General features: G+C 73.3%; 21 protein-coding genes. 3 read left to right on the top strand and 18 right to left on the bottom strand.

Annotation, left to right across the window (positions count from 1 at the left end):
- Positions 1 to 24: 24 nt before the first annotated feature.
- Both ACGFI1_RS00765 and ACGFI1_RS00770 read left to right on the top strand, forming a co-directional pair.
- Positions 25 to 798 (top strand): HAD family hydrolase, encoded by a 774-nt coding sequence (locus ACGFI1_RS00765; RefSeq protein ID WP_240807648.1) that lies wholly within the window; start codon positions 25 to 27, stop codon positions 796 to 798.
- Positions 795 to 3194, top strand: a complete 2400-nt coding sequence (locus ACGFI1_RS00770) for a glycoside hydrolase family 65 protein (RefSeq protein ID WP_386868552.1) — start codon at positions 795 to 797, stop codon at positions 3192 to 3194. The genes ACGFI1_RS00765 and ACGFI1_RS00770 overlap by 4 nt, the downstream gene beginning before the upstream one ends.
- Here the strand turns inward: ACGFI1_RS00770 and soxR are convergent, their stop codons facing one another.
- The 8 genes from soxR to ACGFI1_RS00810 all read right to left on the bottom strand — a co-directional run bounded on the left by soxR (position 3195) and on the right by ACGFI1_RS00810 (position 10798).
- The gene (soxR, locus tag ACGFI1_RS00775; protein ID WP_392739172.1) at positions 3195 to 3773 is read right to left on the bottom strand and encodes a redox-sensitive transcriptional activator SoxR; all 579 of its coding nucleotides are present in this window, start codon (positions 3771 to 3773) and stop codon (positions 3195 to 3197) included. It abuts the gene before it with no gap.
- Between the two features lie 61 nt (positions 3774 to 3834).
- A complete protein-coding gene (locus ACGFI1_RS00780) occupies positions 3835 to 4410 on the bottom strand; it encodes an HdeD family acid-resistance protein (protein WP_386868556.1) in 576 nt (191 codons plus the stop codon).
- 127 nt (positions 4411 to 4537) lie between these two features.
- Positions 4538 to 6355 carry a phosphoenolpyruvate carboxykinase (GTP) gene (locus ACGFI1_RS00785; RefSeq protein WP_138636855.1) on the bottom strand — a complete coding sequence of 606 codons (1818 nt, stop codon included), beginning with the start codon at positions 6353 to 6355 and terminating at the stop codon, positions 4538 to 4540.
- Positions 6356 to 6532: 177 nt separating this feature from the next.
- The gene (locus ACGFI1_RS00790; protein WP_392781707.1) at positions 6533 to 7576 is read right to left on the bottom strand and encodes an ABC transporter ATP-binding protein; all 1044 of its coding nucleotides are present in this window, start codon (positions 7574 to 7576) and stop codon (positions 6533 to 6535) included.
- Entirely contained in the window at positions 7573 to 8382 is an 810-nt protein-coding gene (locus tag ACGFI1_RS00795; protein ID WP_138636857.1) for an ABC transporter permease, read from the bottom strand. The genes ACGFI1_RS00790 and ACGFI1_RS00795 overlap by 4 nt, the downstream gene beginning before the upstream one ends.
- Positions 8379 to 9155, bottom strand: coding sequence for a molybdate ABC transporter substrate-binding protein (modA, locus tag ACGFI1_RS00800; protein WP_392783199.1), 777 nt, complete (start codon positions 9153 to 9155; stop codon positions 8379 to 8381). Before modA ends, ACGFI1_RS00795 begins: the two co-directional genes overlap by 4 nt.
- A complete protein-coding gene (locus ACGFI1_RS00805; RefSeq protein ID WP_386868561.1) occupies positions 9155 to 9574 on the bottom strand; it encodes a TOBE domain-containing protein in 420 nt (139 codons plus the stop codon). The genes modA and ACGFI1_RS00805 overlap by 1 nt, the downstream gene beginning before the upstream one ends.
- Positions 9575 to 9667: 93 nt before the next feature.
- Complete coding sequence (locus ACGFI1_RS00810) at positions 9668 to 10798, bottom strand: nucleoside 2-deoxyribosyltransferase domain-containing protein (RefSeq protein WP_392781712.1); 1131 nt, start codon at positions 10796 to 10798, stop codon at positions 9668 to 9670.
- 125 nt (positions 10799 to 10923) lie between these two features.
- Here ACGFI1_RS00810 and ACGFI1_RS00815 point away from each other — a divergent pair, with 125 nt between their 5' ends.
- A complete protein-coding gene (locus tag ACGFI1_RS00815) occupies positions 10924 to 11544 on the top strand; it encodes a hypothetical protein (RefSeq protein WP_392781715.1) in 621 nt (206 codons plus the stop codon).
- Here the strand turns inward: ACGFI1_RS00815 and ACGFI1_RS00820 are convergent.
- The 10 genes from ACGFI1_RS00820 to ACGFI1_RS00865 all read right to left on the bottom strand — a co-directional run bounded on the left by ACGFI1_RS00820 (position 11541) and on the right by ACGFI1_RS00865 (position 19524).
- The gene (locus tag ACGFI1_RS00820; RefSeq protein WP_387068629.1) at positions 11541 to 11747 is read right to left on the bottom strand and encodes a hypothetical protein; all 207 of its coding nucleotides are present in this window, start codon (positions 11745 to 11747) and stop codon (positions 11541 to 11543) included. The two genes, ACGFI1_RS00815 and ACGFI1_RS00820, sit on opposite strands and share 4 nt — an antisense overlap.
- 177 nt (positions 11748 to 11924) lie before the next feature.
- Complete coding sequence (der, locus tag ACGFI1_RS00825; protein WP_386868567.1) at positions 11925 to 13310, bottom strand: ribosome biogenesis GTPase Der; 1386 nt, start codon at positions 13308 to 13310, stop codon at positions 11925 to 11927.
- A gap of 35 nt (positions 13311 to 13345) precedes the next feature.
- A complete protein-coding gene (cmk, locus tag ACGFI1_RS00830) occupies positions 13346 to 14008 on the bottom strand; it encodes a (d)CMP kinase (RefSeq protein WP_392781718.1) in 663 nt (220 codons plus the stop codon).
- A 114-nt stretch (positions 14009 to 14122) separates the two neighbouring features.
- Complete coding sequence (locus ACGFI1_RS00835) at positions 14123 to 15229, bottom strand: prephenate dehydrogenase (protein ID WP_301175761.1); 1107 nt, start codon at positions 15227 to 15229, stop codon at positions 14123 to 14125.
- An 86-nt stretch (positions 15230 to 15315) separates the two neighbouring features.
- Positions 15316 to 15678 (bottom strand): chorismate mutase, encoded by a 363-nt coding sequence (gene aroH, locus ACGFI1_RS00840; protein ID WP_392781720.1) that lies wholly within the window; start codon positions 15676 to 15678, stop codon positions 15316 to 15318.
- 24 nt (positions 15679 to 15702) lie between these two features.
- Positions 15703 to 16434, bottom strand: a complete 732-nt coding sequence (locus tag ACGFI1_RS00845; RefSeq protein ID WP_386868571.1) for a pseudouridine synthase — start codon at positions 16432 to 16434, stop codon at positions 15703 to 15705.
- A gap of 8 nt (positions 16435 to 16442) precedes the next feature.
- Positions 16443 to 17015: an SMC-Scp complex subunit ScpB gene (gene scpB, locus ACGFI1_RS00850; RefSeq protein ID WP_301175758.1), complete on the bottom strand. Its 573-nt coding sequence runs from the start codon at positions 17013 to 17015 to the stop codon at positions 16443 to 16445.
- A complete protein-coding gene (locus ACGFI1_RS00855) occupies positions 17008 to 17883 on the bottom strand; it encodes a segregation and condensation protein A (protein WP_387068667.1) in 876 nt (291 codons plus the stop codon). The genes scpB and ACGFI1_RS00855 overlap by 8 nt, the downstream gene beginning before the upstream one ends.
- Before the next feature lie 99 nt (positions 17884 to 17982).
- Positions 17983 to 18618, bottom strand: coding sequence for a hypothetical protein (locus ACGFI1_RS00860; RefSeq protein ID WP_386868573.1), 636 nt, complete (start codon positions 18616 to 18618; stop codon positions 17983 to 17985).
- A 39-nt stretch (positions 18619 to 18657) separates the two neighbouring features.
- On the bottom strand, positions 18658 to 19524 hold the full coding sequence (locus tag ACGFI1_RS00865) for a ParA family protein (protein WP_386869063.1): 867 nt from the start codon (positions 19522 to 19524) through the stop codon (positions 18658 to 18660).
- Positions 19525 to 19669 lie beyond the last annotated feature (145 nt).

A 19669-nucleotide genomic window follows, 5' to 3' on the forward strand; every position in this document is an offset into this window, starting at 1 on the left:
AGATCATCGTCAACCTTCACTTCGATGGTGACATTCCAGGGGGTGCGGATGCTGGGACTGCCGGACGAGGCGGCGGCGTGTCTCTTCGATCTCGACGGGGTGCTGACCCGGACGGCGTCCGTCCACGCCGCGGCGTGGAAGGAGATGTTCGACGGCTACTTGCGGGAACGTTCCGAACGGACGGGCGAGCCCTTCACCGAGTTCGACCCGGTGCACGACTACGGCCGGTACGTCGACGGCAAGAAGCGCGAGGACGGGACGCGTTCGTTCCTGGAGTCGCGGGGCATCACCCTCCCGGAGGGCGATCCCGGCGACCCGCCGGAGAAGGAGACGGTCCGCGGCCTGGGCAACCGCAAGAACGCGCTGGTGCTGAAGCTGATCGAGGAGAAGGGCGTCGAGACGTTCGACGGGTCGATCGACTACGTCCGCGCGGCGCGCAAGGCCGGGCTGAGGACGGCGGTGGTGTCGTCGAGCGCCAACACCGTCCAGGTGCTGGCGACGGTCGGGATCGCCGACCTGTTCGACGCGCGGGTGGACGGCGTCGTCGCCGCCGAGCGGCACCTGCCCGGCAAGCCCGCCCCCGACATGTTCCTCGCGGGCGCGCGGGAGCTGGGCGTCGAGGCGGCGCGGGCGGTGGTGTTCGAGGACGCGCTCGCGGGCGTGCAGGCGGGCCGGGCCGGCGGGTTCGCCTATGTGGTGGGTGTCAACCGGGTCGGCGACGCGCACGCGAAGGCGCTGGCCGAGCACGGCGCCGACGTGGTGGTCGACGACCTCTCCGAGCTGCTGGAGGGCGAGTGACGGAGCTGAAGGGGCAGAGCGCCGCCGACCGGCCGGTGTTCATGGTGGAGCCGTGGTGCGTGCGCGAACCGGAGCTCCGGCTGGACCGGCTGGCCCAGGGCGAGTCGGTGTTCGCGCTGTCCAACGGCCATCTCGGCATGCGCGCCAACCTCGACGAGGGCGAGCCGCACGGGCTGCCGGGCACGTACCTGAACTCGTTCTACGAGCAGCGGCCGCTGCCGCACGCCGAGACCGCCTACGGGTACCCGGAGTCGGGGCAGACGGTCATCAACGTCACCAACGGCAAGGTGATCCGGCTGCTGGTGGACGACGAGCCGCTCGACGTGCGCTACGGCCGCGTCCACCACCACGAGCGGGTGCTGGACATGCGCGAGGGCACGCTGACCCGGCAGGTGGAGTGGACGTCCCCCGCCGACAAGACGATCCGGGTCACCTCGGTGCGGCTGGTGTCGCTGACGCAGCGGGCGATCGCGGCGATCTGCTACGAGGTCGAGCCGGTGGACGGCTCGGTGCGGGTGGTCGCCCAGTCGGAGCTGGTGGCCAACGAGGCGCTGCCCGGCGGCGGCAAGGACCCGCGCGCCTCGGCGATCCTGGACAGCCCCCTCGTCAGCGAGGAGCACTTCGCCAACGGCACGAAGGTGCTGCTGCTGCACCGGACGCGGCGCAGCGGGCTGCGGATGGGCGCCGGCATGTCGCACGACATCGAGGGCCCGGAGTCGATGCGGGTGGAGACCGAGAGCGCCCCCGACGTGGGCCGGTTGACGGTCGCGACCCGGCTGGAGCCGGGGCAGAAGCTGCGCATCGTCAAGTACATCGCCTACGGCTGGTCGAGCCGCCGGTCCCGGCCCGCGCTGCACGACCAGGTGGTCGGGGCGCTGGCGGGCGCGCGGCAGACCGGCTGGGAGGGCCTGCTCGCCGAGCAGCGCGCCTATCTCGACGCGTTCTGGGAGGGCGCGGACGTCGAGATCGAGGGCGACGCGGAGATCCAGCAGGCGGTCCGGTTCGGGCTGTTCCACATCCTTCAGGCGGGCGCGCGCGCAGAGCGCCGCATGATCCCGGCCAAGGGGCTGACGGGTCCGGGCTACGACGGGCACGCGTTCTGGGACACCGAGACGTTCGTGCTGCCCGTGCTGACCTACACCTCCCCCAGCGCGGCGGCCGACGCGCTGGCCTGGCGGCACATGACGCTGCCGCTGGCCTGCGAGCGCGCCCGGCAGCTCGGCCTGGACGGCGCGACGTTCCCGTGGCGGACGATCCGCGGCCAGGAGTGCTCGGGCTACTGGCCCGCCGGGACGGCGGCGTTCCATATCAACGCCGACATCTCCGACGCGATCGTCCGGTACGTGGACGCGACGCGGGACGAGCAGTTCGAGCGGGAGATCGGCCTCGACATCCTGGTGCAGACGGCGCGGCTGTGGCGCAGCCTCGGCCACCACGACGTCGGCGGCGTGTTCCGCATCGACGGCGTCACCGGCCCGGACGAGTACAGCGCGATCGTCGACAACAACGTCTACACCAACCTGATGGCGCGCCGGAACCTGCAGGAGGCCGCCGAGATGGCGATGCGCCATCCGGACGTGGCCGACCGGCTCGGGGTGAACGCCGAGGAGGCCGCGTCGTGGCGGGACGCGGCGGCGGCCATGCTGATCCCCTACGACGAGCGGCTCGGCGTCCACCCGCAGAGCGAGAGCTTCACCAACCACGCCCGGTGGGACTTCGCGTCCACCAAGCCCGACCACTACCCGCTGCTGCTGAACTACCCGTACTTCGACCTGTACCGCAAGCAGGTCGTCAAGCAGGCCGACCTCGTGCTGGCCCTGCACCTGTGCGGGGAGGCGTTCACCGACGAGCAGAAGGAGCGCGACTTCTGCTACTACGAGGGGCTCACCGTCCGCGACTCCTCGCTGTCGGCGCAGACGCAGGCGGTCGTCGCGGCGGAGGTCGGGCAGCTGGAGCTGGCGCACGACTACCTCGGCGAGACCGCCCTGATGGACCTGCACGACCTGAACCGCAACACCCGCGACGGGCTGCACATCGCCTCGATGGCGGGGGCGTGGAGCGGTCTCGTCGCCGGGTTCGGCGGGATGCGGGCCGGCAAGGGCGAGCTGAAGTTCGCGCCGCGGCTGCCGGGCGGGATCAGCCGGCTGACGTTCCGGATGCGCTACCGCGGCAACCTGATCAAGGTCGGGGTGACCGCAGAGGAGGCCCGCTACGAGCTGCTGGACGGCCCGGGCCTGCCGCTGTGGCACCACGGCGAGCGGTTCACGCTGGGCGACGACGCGGTGGACCTGCCGATCGAGCTGATCCCGGCGCGCCCGGCGCCGACCCAGCCGGCCGGCCGCGAGCCGGCGCCGCGCCGGTTCGACCCGCACGTCCGGGCCCAGCGCCGCCGCTAGCTAGCGGGCGGCCGGGTCGCTCTCCGGGGCGCAGGGCGCCGCGCACTCCGGCGGCGGCCCGTCCGGCGCGCTCCCCGCCGCGCCCGAGGGTGCGGCGGGGCCCGGGGCGTCGGCGGCGGCGGTGCGCCCGGTGAGGAGCCGGCGCGGCCCCGGCCCCTCGTCGCCGAGCCGGTCGTAGGGGTTGGCGAGGGCGCACTTCTTCAGCGACAGGCAGCCGCAGCCGATGCAGTCGGTGAGGTCGTCGCGGAGCCGTTCCAGCTGCCGGATGCGGGCGTCGAGGTCGCCGCGCCACAGCTCGGAGAGCCGCGCCCAGTCGGCGACGGTCGGAGTGCGCTCCTCGGGGAGGGTGGCGAGCGCGTCGCGGATGTCGCCGAGCGGGATCCCGACGCGCTGCGAGACCTTGATGAACGAGACCCGGCGGAGCGTGTCGCGGCTGAACCGGCGCTGGTTGCCGGCCGTCCGGCGGCTGCTGATCAGGCCCTTGGACTCGTAGAAGTGCAGCGCCGAGACGGCCACGCCGCTCCGTTCGGCGAGCTGCCCGACGGTCAGTTCGTGCACCCGGTGCTCCAGCCGCGTCATGGCCCGCATCCTATGCGGCCTCGACCGCGGTCCAGCTGCCCGGCCGGGACGGGCCCGCCGGTCAGCGCGGGTAGGGGGCGCGCGCCCCGCCCATCCGCTCGGCCGTCCGGCCCAGCTGCCGGAGCCGGAACGCGGCGCCGAGCAGGGCGGCGCCCGACAGGATCGCGAGGAGCCCGATCAGCCAGACCACCGCGATCGCGCCGGAGACCGGCCAGGCGAACAGCAGGATGCCGAACAGCAGCGAGATCGCCCCGGTCAGCACGTACGCCCATTCGCCGCGCAGCTCCCGGCGCAGCGCCACCGCGACGATGATCTCCAGCAGGCCGGTCGCGACCGCCCACGCGGCGATCAGCATCAGCAGGACGAACGCGGTGATGCCCGGCCACACCAGCGCGGCGATGCCGAGCGCGATCCCGGCGACCCCGGACACCGCCAGCAGGCCGCGCGGGCCGCCGGTGGTGCCGCGGAACGCCTGCGTCACAGCGACGACGCCGTCCGCCAGCGCGTACGCGCCGAACAGCAGCACCAGCGCGAACACGGTGATGCCGGGCCAGACCAGCGCGACGATGCCGAACAGGATCGCGAACGCGCCGCGCACCGCCAGCACCCACCAGTGGCGCGTCATGAGGTCGAACATGCGGGGCCTCCCGGGTCGGACTTCTCCCAGTGCTAGCCCCTGCACGGTCGCGGCAGCGCCAAGGCCGGGCGCGGACTGCGTAAAGTCCGCGCCCGGCCCCGGTGTCACGCGGGTGCCGTGCGGCGGGTCAGTGCTCCAGGCGGCGCACCAGGTCGTTGTACTCGTCCCACAGCGGCTGCGGCAGGTGGTCGCCGAACTTCTCGAAGAACTCCGGCACGAGCGCGGCCTCCTGCTTCCACACCTCGGTGTCGACCGACAGGAGCGTCTCCAGGTCGGCGTCGTCGATGGTGAGGCCGTCGGTGTCGAGCGCCTCCCGGGTCGGCAGGTGGCCGATCGGGGACTTGGCGGCGTCGGCCTTGCCGTTGAGCCGCTCGACGATCCACTTCAGCACGCGGCTGTTCTCGCCGAAGCCGGGCCAGATGAACTTGCCGTCGGCGTTCTTGCGGAACCAGTTGACGTAGTAGATCCGGGGCAGCTTCTCCGGGTCGGTGGCCTTGCCGATGTCGAGCCAGTGGCCGAAGTAGTCGCCCATGTTGTAGCCGCAGAACGGCAGCATGGCGAACGGGTCGCGGCGCAGCTCGCCGACGGCGCCCTCGGCGGCGGCGGTCTTCTCGGACGCGATGTTGGCGCCGAGGAACACGCCCTGCTGCCAGTCGAAGGACTCGGTGACGAGCGGGACGGCGGAGGCGCGCCGGCCGCCGAACAGGATCGCCGAGATCGGGACGCCCTTCGGGTCCTCCCACTCGTCGGCGATGATCGGGCACTGCCCGGCCGGGGTGGTGAAGCGGGCGTTCGGGTGGGCGGCCGGGGTCTGCGACTCCGGCGTCCAGTCGTTGCCCTTCCAGTCGGTGAGGTGCGCGGGCGGCTCGTCGGTGAGGCCCTCCCACCACACGTCGCCGTCGTCGGTGAGCGCGACGTTGGTGAAGATGCTGTTGCCCCACAGGGTCTTCACGGCGTTGGCGTTGGTGCTCTCGCCGGTGCCTGGCGCGACGCCGAAGAAGCCGGCCTCCGGGTTGATCGCGTAGAGCCGGCCGTCGTCGCCGAACCGCATCCAGGCGATGTCGTCGCCGATGGTCTCGACCTTCCAGCCGGGGATGGTCGGCTCCAGCATGGCGAGGTTGGTCTTGCCGCACGCGGACGGGAACGCGGCGGCGACGTAGCGGGTCTCGCCGGTGGGCGGGGTCAGCTTCAGGACGAGCATGTGCTCGGCCATCCAGCCCTCGTCGCGGGCCATCGTGGAGGCGATGCGCAGCGCGTAGCACTTCTTGCCCAGCAGGGCGTTGCCGCCGTAGCCGGACCCGTAGGACCAGATCTCCCGGGTCTCGGGGAAGTGGGTGATGTACTTGGTGGAGTTGCAGGGCCACTTGACGTCCGCCTGGCCGGGCTCCAGCGGCGCGCCGACCGAGTGGACGGCCTTGACGAAGGAGCCGCGCTCCTCGATGAGCCGCAGCGCGCCCGCGCCCATCCGCGTCATGATCTTCATCGACACGGCGACGTAGGCGGAGTCGGTGATCTCGACGCCGAGCTGGGAGATGCTGCCGCCGAGCGGGCCCATGCAGAAGGGCACCACGTACATGGTGCGGCCCTTCATGCAGCCGTCGAAGAGCCCGTTCAGGGTCTCCTTCATCTCGCCGGGCGCGATCCAGTTGTTGGTGGGACCGGCGTCCTCCTCCTTCTCGGAGCAGATGAACGTGCGGTCCTCGACGCGGGCGACGTCGGTGGGGTCGGACGCGGCGTGGAAGCTGTTCGGCCGTTTGGCCGGGTCGAGGCGGGTCAGCGTGCCCTGTTCGACGAGGAGGCCGGTGAGCCGCTCCCACTCCTCGTCCGAGCCGTCGCACCACTCGACGCGGTCCGGCCTGGTCAGCTCGGCGATCCCGCGCACCCACTCAATCAGTTCGGTGTGGCCGGTTGGGGCCTGGTCGAGGCCGGGGACCTGGATGGACACGGGCTACTCCTTCAGCTGTTCGCAGGATCTTTGCATGATGAACAAGACCCGACGTTTTTGCCATTTGGTCTGGACCAATCACGTCCGCTTTTGCGGGGCTATGCCCGCTTTGTGATTGTTCTCACGCGAAACCGGACGTGATGCCCGCCACCTCCCCGTACGTCCCCGCGAGCCGCCTCAAGCTGGGTAAACGTGGGTCTCCGTGGCCTTGACAGCGGCCCACACAGCCGTCCCCTCCGACAATTCGAGTTCCGCGACGGCGGCCGGAGTCACGTCCGCGACGGCGTCGAAAGGCGGCCCGGAGAGGCGCACCCGGACCCGGTCCCCGTGCCGTTCGACCGCGGCCACGCGGGCGCGCCACAGGTTGCGGGGGCTGCCGTCCGGACGCGTCCGGTACAGCGCCACCGAGGACGGCGCGAAGGCTATGAAGACCTCACCGCCGGGAGAGTCCACCGTGTCCAGGGTCGCGCCGCCGTCGCCGATCGCGACCGTCCCGCCCTCGGCCCGTCCCCGGTACAGGTTCAGCCCGACGAGCCGGGCCACGTAGTCGGTGCGGGGACGGCGCGCGACGTCCGCCGGCGGGCCCTCCTGGACGAGCCTGCCGCCCTCGACCACCGCGATCCGGTCGGCCAGCACCATCGCGTCCAGCGGGTCGTGGGTGACGAGCACCGCCGCGCCCGCGAACCCAGCGAGGTGGCGGCGCAGCGCGGCCCTGATCTCCAGCCGGGTGTGGGCGTCGAGGGCGGCGAGCGGCTCGTCCAGCAGGAGCAGGCCCGGGTCGACGGCCAGCGCGCGGGCGAGCGCGACCCGCTGCGCCTGCCCGCCCGACAGCGCGCGCGGGCGTGCCTGCGCGTACTCCGCCAGCCCCACCCGCTCCAGCCAGCCGGCGGCGATCCGCCGCGCGGCGCGGCGGCCGAGGCCCCGGCAGCGCGGCCCGAACGCGACGTTCTCCAGCACGGTGAGGTGCGGGAACAGCAGGTAGTCCTGGAAGACCATGCCGATGCGGCGGCGGTCCGGAGGCAGCGGGCGCAGGTCCTCGCCGTCCAGCCGGACGTGCCCGCCCGCCATCGGGACGAGCCCGGCCAGCGCGCGCAGCGCGGTGCTCTTCCCGGCGCCGTTCGGGCCGAGCAGCGCCACGACCTCGCCGGGCGCGGCGGCGAGCGGCAGGTCAAGGTCGAACGCCGCGCGCCGCACCACGAGCCGCGCGTCCAGCCCCTTCACGTGGACCCCACCCAGCGGTCCCGCAACGCAGCCAGGACGATCACCGACACCGCCAGCAGGACGAGGCTGAGCACGATCGCGGCCTGCGGATCGGTCTCCAGCGCGAGGTAGACGGCGAGCGGCATCGTCTGCGTCCGGCCCGGGAAGTTGCCCGCGAAGGTGATCGTCGCGCCGAACTCCCCCAGCGCCCGCGCCCAGCACAGCACCGCGCCCGCCGCCACGCCGGGCGCGACGAGCGGCAGGGTGACCCGGCGGAACACCGTCCAGCGGCCGGCGCCGAGCGTGGCCGCGGCCTCCTCGTAGCGCAGGTCGGCGGCGCGCAGCGCGCCCTCCACGCTGATCACCAGGAACGGCATCGCGACGAACGTCTCGGCCAGCACGACGCCGGCGGTGGTGAACGGGAACGTGATCCCGAACGCGTCGTCCAGCCACCCGCCGACCAGGCCGCGCCGCCCGAGGACGAGCAGCAGCGCGACGCCGCCGACGACCGGCGGCAGCACCAGCGGCACCGTCACCAGCGCGCGGACGAGCCGGACGCCGGGGAACCGGACGCGGGCCAGCGTCCAGGCCAGCGGGACCCCGAGCACCACGCACAGGCAGGTGGCGAGGGTGGCGCTGAGGAGCGACAGGCGCAGCGCGTCCAGCACCTGCGGCTGCGCGAGCCGGGTGCCGAGCGTCGACCAGGGCGCGCGGACGAGCAGCCCGAGCAGCGGCAGCACCAGGAACGCCAGCCCGGCGAGCGCGGGCAGCAGCAGGACCCACGGCGGCCGTCCCGGCAGCCGGTCGGCCTCCCCCGCCGGCCTCACGGCGCCTCGAAGCCCGCCCCGGCCAGTGCCGCCCGCCCCCGCTCCCCGAGCACGAGCGCGATGAACTCCTTGGCGAGAGCGGAGTTCGGCGCCTTGGCGACCTCGACGATCGGGTAGTCGTTGACGGCCTTCGCCGCCTCCGGGAACTCGATGGCCCGGACCCTGCCGCCCGCGGCCTCGGCGTCGGTGCGGTAGACGAGCCCGGCGTCGGCCTCGCCCAGCCCGACCTTGGTGAGGACGGCCTTGACGTCCTTCTCCCGCGACACCGGCCGCACCTCGACCCCGGCCGCGCCGAGCGCGGTCTTCGCGGCGGCCCCGCACGGCACCTGCACGGCGCACAGAACGACCTTCAGCCCGGGACGGGCGAGGTCGCCGACCGCGGCCACCTTGCCGGGATTGTCCGCGGGGACGGCGATGACCAGGCGGTTCCGGGTGAAGACCCGGGGCGTCCCGGCGGCGTCTCCGGCGTCGGTCACCGTCTTCATCGTGGCGGGGTTCGCGGACGCGAACACGTCCGCCGGGGCGCCCTGCGTGATCTGCTGCGCGAGCGTCGAGCTGCCGCCGAAGTTGAACCTGACCTTCGCGCCCTGATGCGCCCGCTCGAACTCCTTGCCGAGCGCGGTGAACGTCTCGGTGAGCGAGGCCGCCGCGAAGACCGTCAGCGTCCCGCCGCCCTTCCCGCCGCCGCTCGTCCCGGACGTCCCCTCATCGACGTCTCCGCAGCCCGCCAGGGCCACGAGCAGGAGGGCCGCCGCCGACAGCGTCTTCTTGATCACGATGCCCCCGGTTCCGCGACCTCGACCACGACGTTCGTCGACTTCACCACCGCCTCGGCGACCACGCCCACCTGGAGGCCGAGGTCGTCGGCGGCCTCGCGGCTCATCAGCGACACGACCCGGAACGGGCCCGCCTGGATCTCCACCTGCGCCATCACCCCGTCCCGCACGACGTCGGTGACGATCCCCCGCAACCGGTTGCGCGCCGAGGAGAACCGCTCCGGCTGGTCGGACGGCGGCGGCCCGGCCCCGCGCGCCTGGTCCCGTACGAAGGCGGCGAGCTCGGCGCCCGGCACGAGCCGGTGGCCGTGCTCGTCCCGGGACGCGGGGAGCCGCCCGCCGTCCACCCAGCGGCGGACCGTGTCCGCGCTGACGCCGAGCAGCGCCGCCGCCTCGCTGATCCTGAACGTGGTCACGGAGGCAGCCTAGCCAACCGCAGATACAAGGGGAAGCGCACCCAATGTCAGGATGTTGCGACCCGAATGGGCATTCAGGGCTTGCATCTGCGGTCAGCGTCCGTCCAGCAGGACCTCGGCGATCATTCCGAGGTTCGCCCAGTCGACCGGCGGCTCCCGCCGGAGCCGCCCGAACGTGGTGACCTCCACGTAGGTGCGCTCCCCGTCCGCCGCCACCCCGTGCGGGCCGGACGCCCGGAGCCGCTCCAGCTCGTCCGCCGTCACCTCGGCGGAGAACAGGTGCGCGCGGTGCGCCGACAGCGTCGCGTTCACCTGCCGCGCCCCGTGGGCGCGCAGCCGGCCGGGCGCCAGCGCCAGCCCGGTCTCCTCGGCGACCTCCGCCAGCGCCGTCCGCACCGGCCCTCCCCTCCCGGACCCGCCCGGCGCCTCGCGGACGAACCCGGCCGCGCACGGGCTGCGGAACTCGCGGACGAGCACCACCTCCGTGTCATCGAGCGTCGCGCCGCGCCGGTACAGGACGACGACGGAGACGTCCGGCCGCCCGATGACGACCTCGTTGTCCTTCACCCGGTCCTCGGCGGTGACGCGCACCCGGACGTGCAGGCCCCAGCACACGTCGAACCGGAACACCACCCGCGCGCCGAGCAGCACGTTGCCCGCGTCCCGCTGCCCCGCGTACCAGGACTGGAACGCCTCGTCGCGCCACAGCAGCAGCGGCACCTCCCGCTCGCCGCCCGACCGGGGCGCGCCCGCGCCGATCCGGTCGAGCGCCGCCGCGACCGTCCCGCCCAGGTCCGCCGCCGTGGGCACCCCGAACTTTGCGGCGTAGTGGAGGAGGTAGCGGTTGCCCGGCGCCTCCGGCGGTGCGCCGAACACCACCCGGCCGCTGTCGTGCCAGGCCCCCCATTCGACGTTCGTGGTGAACGCGGGCATGGTGGCCGGGTCGCGCGGCACCCAGAACACCACCTCGTCGGACAGGTGCAGGCAGCGCTCCTCCCAGTCCACCTGCCCCTCGTAGTCGGGGTAGCGGCCGCGCCGGTCCTCCGGGACGAACACCACGAGCCGCCCCGGCTCCCGCCACCGGCGGCCCAGCTCGGCGATCGCGTCCGGCCTCCAGGACGGGACGCCGGGCGAACGCGGGGTGGGGCCGGCGAGGAAGACGGCCGCGTCCCACCGGTCCGGCGGCTCCTCGCGCGCATAAACGACCGCAATGCCGCTTTCCATGGAAATACTCCCTTATTGGCCATGTATGGGTCTTTGAGCCGTGTGGGTCGCCCCCCACCGGGTAAACGGTGACTCAAACAGAATCCGGACACGCCCGGTCAGGAGGATTGATCATGACTGGGATCATGCGAGCACCTCGCACCCGGGGCGTCCTCAGCGGCGTCATGCTGATCCTGCTGGGGCTGTGGGGCGGCCTGCTGCCCTTCGTCGGCCCCTACTTCGGCTTCGGCTTCGCACCAGACAGCACCTGGGTCTACACCACCGACAGACTCGTCCTGAGCATCGCCCCGGCGGCCGCGACCGTCCTCGGCGGGCTCATCCTGCTCTTCAGCGCCAACCGCGCGGTCGCGATGTTCGGCGGCTGGCTGGCCGTGCTCGGCGGCGCCTGGTTCGCCGTCGGCCCACTGATCGCCAGGCTGTGGGACGTCACGGGCATCGGCCTCCCCCTCGGCACCGGGCGGGGCCAGATCATCGCCGAGCAGCTCGCCGGCTTCACCGGACTCGGCGTGGTCATCGTGTTCTTCGGCGCGCTCGCGCTCGGCCGGTTCGCCGTCCTCGGCGCGCGGGAGGCCGCGCGGACGGCCGGCGGGGCCGGAGCCGGAGCCGGAGCCGCCGGCGGGGCGACCGCCACGCAGCCGATCGCGCAGGGCCGCTACGCGCGGGACAACCAGACCGGCCGCGTGCCGCAGCAGCCGCAGGCAGGCCACGACGAGCCCATCGCGGGCAAGCGCCGCCACGAACGCTAACGGCGGTTGCGGCTGCGCATGTTGCGGACCGCCTTGGTGGTCTCGTAGCTCCCGCGCTCGTCGTCCGTCCGCACGTCGTCGCGGTCGGTGAACATCGCCACGAAGGCGATCAGCAGGCCGACGCCGCCGATCCACGGCTCCCGCCAGGCGAAGCTGAGCGCCACGCAGGCGACAGCAACGGAGATGAGCAGCAAGAGCTTCACGTCGCACCCCTCGACCGCGCCCTGATGCCCGGGGGCCCCGGGGCCCTCCGGACGTCCACCACGTTCCGTTGCGGATCCCCGAGTAATGGAAGACTTACTCGGCGTCCGTAGGAGCATCCTGACATGCCGCGGCCCGTCCGGGAAAGATCCTGGACGGGCCGCGCGCCGAATATTTCGCTATTTGCGGTTCTTGCCGCGCTTCTCGCGGATCTTCATCGTGATGTCGAGCGGGGTGCCGTCGAAGCCGAACTCCTCGCGCAGCCGCCGCTCGATGAACCGCCGGTAGCCCTCCTCCAGGAACCCGGAGGTGAACAGCACGAACCGCGGCGGCCGCACCCCCGCCTGCGTCGCGAACAGCACGCGCGGCTGCTTGCCGCCCCGCACCGGGTGCGGGTGGGAGTTCACCAGGTCGGCGAAGAACTGGTTCAGCTTCGACGTCGGGACCCGCATCTCCCAGCCCGCCAGGGCCGTCTCGATGCCCGGCACCAGCTTCTCCACGTGCCGGCCCGTCTTCGCGGAGATGTTCACCCGCGGCGCCCAGCGCGCGTTGTGCAGCTGCCGGTCGATCTCGCGCTCCAGGTAGTGGCGGCGCTCTTCGTCCAGCAGGTCCCACTTGTTGTAGGCCAGCACCAGCGCCCGGCCCGAGTCGATCACCATCGAGATGATCCGCAGGTCCTGCTCCGCCAGCGGCTGGTCGGCGTCCACCAGCACCACCGCGACCTCGGCGCGCTCCAGCGCCGACTGCGTGCGCAGCGTCGCGTAGAAGTCGGCGCCCTGGTTCTCCCGGTGCCGCCGCCGGATCCCGGCCGTGTCGATGAACCGCCAGGTCTCCCCGCCCAGCTCGATCAGCTCGTCGACCGGGTCGCGGGTCGTGCCCGCCACCGAGTCCACGACCGCGCGGTTCTCCCCCGCCAGCTTGTTCAGCAGGCTCGACTTGCCCACGTTCGGACGGCCGAGCAGCGCGATCCGGCGCGGCCCGCCCGCCTCGCCGAACGTCTCCGCCGGCGGCTCCGCGGGCAGCGCCTCCAGCACCGCGTCGAGCAGGTCGCCGCTGCCGCGCCCGTGCAGCGCGCTCACCGGGTGCGGCTCGCCGATGCCGAGCGACCACAGCAGCGCCGCGTCCGACTCCGCGCCCGCGTCGTCGACCTTGTTGGCGACCAGCACCACCGGCTTGCCGGCCCGGCGCAGGATCTCCACCACGGCCTCGTCCACGTCGGTCGCGCCCACGGTCGCGTCGACCACGAACATCACCACGTCCGCCAGCTCGACCGCCAGCCGCGCCTGCTCCGCGATCGCCGCGGCCAGGCCGGACGAGTCGGGCAGCCACCCGCCGGTGTCGACGACGGTGAACCGGCGCCCGCTCCACGACGCGTCGTAGGCGACCCGGTCGCGGGTCACGCCCGGGACGTCCTCCACGACGGCCTCGCGGCGGCCGAGGATCCGGTTGACGAGGGTGGACTTGCCGACGTTCGGCCGCCCGACCACCGCCACCACCGGCGCCGGCCCCGCGTCCGCGGCGACGTCCTCGACGACGTCCACCGTTTCGATCTCGTAATCGCTCACTGCCCTGTCCCCGGGGCGGCCCTCAGGCCGCCCCCTCACTCATGCTCTTTGGCGAGGCGGACGACCGCCTCGATGACCTCGGCGAGGCTCAGCTCCGTCGAGTCGATCTCATGCGCGCCCGCCGCCTTCGTCAGCGGCGACGCCTTCCGAGTGGAGTCCAGCCGGTCCCGCCGCGCCTGCTCGGCCCGCGTCACCGTCACCGACGCCCCCGGGTCGGCCGCGAGGTCCTTCGCCCGGCGCGCGGCCCGCGCCTCCTCACTGGCCGTCAGGTACACCTTCACCGCCGCGTCCGGCGCGACGACCGTGCCGATGTCGCGCCCCTCCACCACGATCCCGCCGGCCCCGATGATCTCCCGCTGCAGCTCGACCAGCCGGGCCCGCACCGCCGGGACGGCGCTGACCGCGCTGACCGCGTTCGTCACCTCGCGGGTGCGGATCGGCCCGGACACGTCCGCGCCGTCCACCATGATCGCCGGCGCGTCCGGATCGGTGCCCGACACGATCTCCGGCTCCTGGGCGCGCGCCGCCACGGCGGCGCCGTCCTCCACGGGCACGCCGTTGTCCAGCATCCACCACGTCATGGCGCGGTACATGGCACCGGTGTCCAGGTACCGCAGCCCGAGCGCGCGGGCCGCGCCCTTGGACGCGCTGGACTTGCCCGAACCGGAGGGTCCGTCCATGGCGATGACGAGCGGCACGATCGCTCCCTCTCTTCGTCGTCGGAGCACCCGCCGGCCCCGGGCCGGCGGACGAGCACGGGCGGACCCCCGCCGCACGGCGCAGAGCCCCCCGATTTCCCCCGGCGAACCAGGCTACCGGTCCCCGGAGGCCCCCGGCACCGACCAACCCCGCGCACGCAGCTCGGAGGCGAGGCGGTCGGCGGCCTCGGGGACCACCGCCAGTTCCAGGACGCCCAGCGGGCGGCCCGGTGAGTGCTCGATCGTCACGTCCTCGATGTTGACGCCCGCGATGCCCGCCGCCTGGAAGATCATCGCCAGTTCGCCGGGGCGGTCGGGGATGACGACCTGGACGGTCGCGTAGGCGGGCTGGTCGCCGCCGTGCTTGCCGGGGATGCGGGAGCGGCCCGCGTTCCCGCGCAGCAGCAGGTCCGCCACGTGGGCGGCGGCCTCCTCGCTGCCGTCGCGCAGCAGCGACGCGGCCACCGCGAGATCGGTCGCGACGGCCTCCAGCACGTCCGCGACGGGCTGGGAGTTCGCCGACAGGATGCCGATCCACAGCCGCGGGTCGCTCGCCGCGATCCGGGTGACGTCCCGGACGCCCTGCCCGGCCAGGCCAAGCGCGACGTCGTCGGCGCCCGTCAGCCGGGCCGCGACCGCCGCCGACACCACGTGCGGGCCGTGCGAGACGAGCGCCACGGCGCGGTCGTGCTCGGCGGCGTCCACCCGCACCGGCATCGCGCCGCACGCCTTCGCCAGGCCCGTGACGGCGTCGACGGTCTCCGGCGTGGCCTCGGCGGGCGCGCACAGCGCCCACGGGCGGCCGAGGAACAGGTCGGCGCGCGCCGCGCTCGGCCCGGACCGCTCGCTCCCGGCGAGGGGGTGCCCCGCCACGAACGTCGTCAGGTCGCACCCCAGCTCCGCCGCCTGCGCCAGCGGCAGCGCCTTCACGCTCGCCACATCGGTGTAGGCGGTCGCGAGACCGCGCTTCTGCGCGTCCAGCAGCGTCACCGCCACCGCGGCCGGCGGCACCGCCAGCACCGCCAGGTCGGCGGGCCCGTCGTGCGCCCCGTCCGGCAGCGCCTCCCCGGCGCCCAGCTCCACCGCCAGCGCCAGCGCCGCCGCGTCCCGGTCGGTCAGCAGCACCTCGGCGCCGCGCTCGCGCATCGCCAGGGCGATCGACGTCCCGATCAGCCCCGTCCCGACGACGACGATGCGCCGCGCCACCACGTCCTCGCTCACGCCGAAAACCCTACTGCGCCCCGCCCACTGCCTCGCTCCGCTCGGGCGCTACTGCGCCCCGCCCACTGCCTCGCTCCGCTCGGGCGCTACTGCGCGATGTCGAGCCGGAGCGCCGTCGCACCGCGCAGGTAGACGTGCTGGACGTCCGAGCGGGGGCGGGCGGTCTCGATGTGCGCCATCAGCCGGATCACCCGGGGCAGCGCGCCGGGCACGCCGATCTCGGTCGCGCACAGCAGCGGCACCTCGTGGAAGCCGAGCTTGCGGGCGGCGAGCGCCGGGAACTCCGCCGTCAGGTCCGGTGTCACCGTGAAGATGACGCTGATCACGTCGTCGGTGCTCAGCCCGTTGCGGGCCATCACCTCCGCGACCAGCTCCGTCGTCGCCTCCAGGAGCTGCTCCCGGTCGTCGGCGTCGATCTGCGTCGCCCCGCGGACCGCGCGTACCGCCACAGTCGTCCTCCCCTTCCCGTGTCCCTAGAGCCCGACGGCCTTGTAGAGCTCGCCGATCTCCCGCACGCTCAGCGCGCGCATCCCGCCCGGCTTCAGCGAGCCCAGCTTGATCGGGCCGAACTCTATGCGGGCGAGCTGCTGGACCGGGAACCCGACCTCCTTCAGCAGCCGCCGGACGATGTGCTTGCGCCCCTCGTGCAGCGTGATCTCCACCAGGACGCGCCGCCCGACCTGGTCGAAGACGCGGAACCGGTCGGCCTTGGCGGGCCCGTCCTCCAGCGTCACCCCGGCCTTCAAGCGCTTGCCGAGGTCGCGCGGGATCGGGCCGTGGATCTCCGCCAGGTAGGTCTTGTCGACGCCGAACGACGGATGCATCAGCCGGTGCGCCAGCTCCCCGTCGTTGGTGAGCAGGATCAGCCCCTCGGTGTCGGTGTCGAGCCGGCCGACGTGGAACAGCCGCTCGGGGACCTCCACGTAGTCGGCGAGGGACTTGCGGCCCCGCTCGTCCGACATCGTGGACACCACGCCGCGCGGCTTGTTGATCGCGTAGTACCGCATCTCGGCGCGGGTCTCGACGCGCTTGCCGTCCACGTGGATGACGGCGGTCCGCGGGTCGACGCGCTCGCCGAACCGGAACACCTTCTTCCCGTCGACGGTGACGCGGCCCTCGCCGATCAGCTCCTCGCAGTGGCGGCGGCTGCCGACCCCGGCCTCGGCCAGGACCTTCTGCAGCCGCACGCCCTCGTTCTCACTCACGGAAATCCTCAATCGTCCACTATGTCGTCGGGCAGGTCGTCCGGCAGGTAGGGGGCGAGCTCCGGGAGCTCGTCGAGGTCGCGGAGCCCGAGCCGCTCCAGGAAGTACCCGGTCGTGCGGTACAGGTGCGCCTGCGACTCCGGGTCCTGGCCGGCGTCCTCGATCAGGCCGCGCAGCGTCAGCGTCCGCATGACGCCGTCGCTGTTGACGCCGCGGATCGCCGACACGCGGGCGCGGCTCACCGGCTGCCGGTAGGCGACGACGGCGAGCGTCTCCAGCGCGGCCTGCGTCAGCCGCGCCTGCTGCCCGTCGGTGACGAACCGCTCCACCACCGGGGCGCACACGTCCCGGGTGTAGAACCGCCACCCGCCGGCGACCTCCCTGAGGTCGAACCCGCGGCCCTGCTCGGTGTATTCCGCGGCCAGTTCCCGGAGCGTCTCCGCGACCTCGCCGCGGGGGCGCTCCAGCAGCTGCGCCAGCATCATCTCGGTGACCGGCTCGTCCACCACCAGCAGGATCGCCTCGATCGAGGCGCGCAGCCCCGGGAGCTCCGGCGCCGGCGCGCCGGGGTCCTCACTCATCGTCTCGCCCGTCTCCCTCGTCTCGCGCGCCGTCCTTCTTCGGGGCGCCCTCGTAATCGTCGCCCACCTCGACGTCGCCGTCGTCGGCGCCCGTCCAGATCACGTGCAGCTCGCCGAGGGGCTCGTCCTGCTCGAACAGGACGGCCTGCTCCCGGTACAGCTCCAGCAGCGCCAGGAACCGCGCGACGACCTCGTAGGTGCCCTCCGCGTCGGCGGCGAGGACGCGGAACGTCGTGCGGCGCAGCCGGCGCAGCAGCGCCACGACGATCGCGGCCTGCTCCTTCACGCTGGCCTTCGGCTGGTACATGTGCTCGACCGACACCGCGGGCGGCGCCTTCGGGGCGAGGGCCTTCGCGGCGAGTCGCGCGAACTCCTCGGGGCCGAGGCCGAGCAGCACCTCCGGCAGCAGGTTCGCGAACCGCGGCTCCATCGGCACCAGCCGCGGGAAGCGCCGGCCCGCCTCGGCCATCCGCGCGGCGAGCACCTTCGCGACCTCCTTGTAGGCGCGGTACTGCAGCAGCCGCGCGAACAGCAGGTCGCGGGCCTCCAGCAGCGCCAGGTCCTCCTCGTCGTCGACCTCGCCGGACGGCAGCAGCCGGGCGGCCTTCAGGTCGAGCAGGGTCGCGGCGACCAGCAGGAAGTGGCTGGCCTGGTCGAGGTCCCACTCCCGGCCGTAGGAGCGGATGTGCGCGATGAAGTCGTCGGTGACCTTGTGCAGCGACACCTCGGTGATGTCGAGCTTGTGCTTGGAGATCAGGCCGAGCAGCAGGTCGAACGGGCCCTCGAAGTTGTCCAGGTGGACGCGGAAGCCCTGCTGCTCCCCGTCCTCCCGCCCCGGCTCGGGCGGCGTGCCGTCCACGTCGCTCACGGTGGCGGAGGACTCCTCCCGCGCTGTGCTCACCGGCCACATCGTCCCATGCCCGGCGCTGCGCTCGCACCATCGGCGGTCACGGGCGGTGACGGGGCGCTACCGCCCGGTCATCCGGCGGACGAGCCCCTCGGTGTAGGCGCGGGTGAAGGTGTCCGCGGGGCCGGTGATCTGCACCTGCCCGGCGGTGATGGCCTGCATCACCTGCGCGGGAGGGGAGATGAGCGTCCCGCCGATGAGCATGCCCATCCGGCCGCTCGGCGACTGGCTCGCGAACCCCTGCGCGGCCTTGCCGGTCAGCGCGGCGAAGCCGGGCCGATCGGCGTCGGTGAGCGTCAGCTGGACGGTCCAGCCCGTCGCGCCGCTCGCCGGGTCGGGCGCCGCCGCCTTCACCGCCTCCAGGCGGCGCACGGTCAGCTCGTCGGCGCCGAAGGCGTAGCAGGACGCGTCGCCGGCGACGGCGCTGGCACCGGGCCGGCACGGTGGCTGGGACACCTCGGCGACCAGCGAGAACGTCAGCGGCTCGCGGAGGTCGACCGGCCCGGAGGACGCGGCCGCCCCGGAGTCGTCGCCGCCGAGGGTGAGGACGTAGGCGACGGTGCCGGCGATCAGCAGCAGCGCTGCGGCGGCCGCGGCGATCAGCACGAAGACCAGCGGCCCCGACCCGCGGCGGGGCGCGGCCGGCGGCGGCGCGCCGGGCGGCGGGCCGTACGGGATGGGCGGGGGGTGTCCCATGTGCGCTCCGTCAGGGGGGTCGGGGAACGCCGGGCCGGATCACTCCGCCTCGGCCCACCGCACGAGGACCTCGCGGGCGAGGCTCCGGTAGGCGTTCGCCCCCATCGAACTGGGGTCGAAGAACGTGATCGGCTCGCCGGCGACGGTGGCGTCCGGGAACCGCACCGTCCGGTTGATGACGGTGTGGAAGACCTTGTCGCCGAACGCCTCGACGATGCGGCCGAGGACCTCGCGGGTGTGCAGCGTCCGCGAGTCGTACATCGTGCCGAGGACGCCGTCGATGACCAGCTCCGGGTTGATCCGGCCCTGGACCTTGTCGATCGTCTCCATCAGCAGCGCGACGCCGCGCATCGCGAAGTACTCGCACTCCAGCGGGATCAGCACGCCCTCGCTGGCGGCGAGCGCGTTGACCGTGAGCAGGCCGAGCGACGGCTGGCAGTCGATGAGGATGTAGTCGTAGTGCGGGATCGCCGACTTCAGCGCGCCCTGCAGGATGTACTCGCGCCCGACCTCGTGGACGAGCTGGACCTCCGCGCCGGACAGGTCGATGTTGCTCGGCAGCAGGTCCATCCCGTCGACGCCGGTCTCGATGACGACGTCCTCCCACTCGGTGTCGTGCTCGAGCAGCAGGTTGTGGATCGTCACGTCGAGCTGGCGCGGGTCGCCCTTGCCGAGGCCGACCGACAGGGCGCCCTGCGGGTCGAAGTCGACGAGCAGCACGCGGCGGCCGTACTCGGCGAGCGCCGCGCCCAGGTTGATCGTCGTGGTGGTCTTGCCGACGCCGCCCTTCTGGTTGCAGACGGCCACGATCCGCGCGGGCCCGTGCTCGGCCAGGGGTTCCGGCTCGGGGAACACCGGCACGGGTCGCTGAGTGGGCCCGAGGGCCCGGCTCGGATCGGTCTCTATGGTGGCGGAGGAAAGGACTCCCTCCGCACCGTCTGTGCTGGTCACCAGATCCCTCCCCGGCGGCCCGGAAATGCCATCCAGAACGGGGACTCTAGGGCCGTCCACCCCGGGCCACAAGCCGACGCGCGCCGAACGTCGCGATTTG

It is taken from the genome of Actinomadura geliboluensis (assembly GCF_043197915.1).
GTDB lineage: Bacteria > Actinomycetota > Actinomycetes > Streptosporangiales > Streptosporangiaceae > Spirillospora > Spirillospora geliboluensis.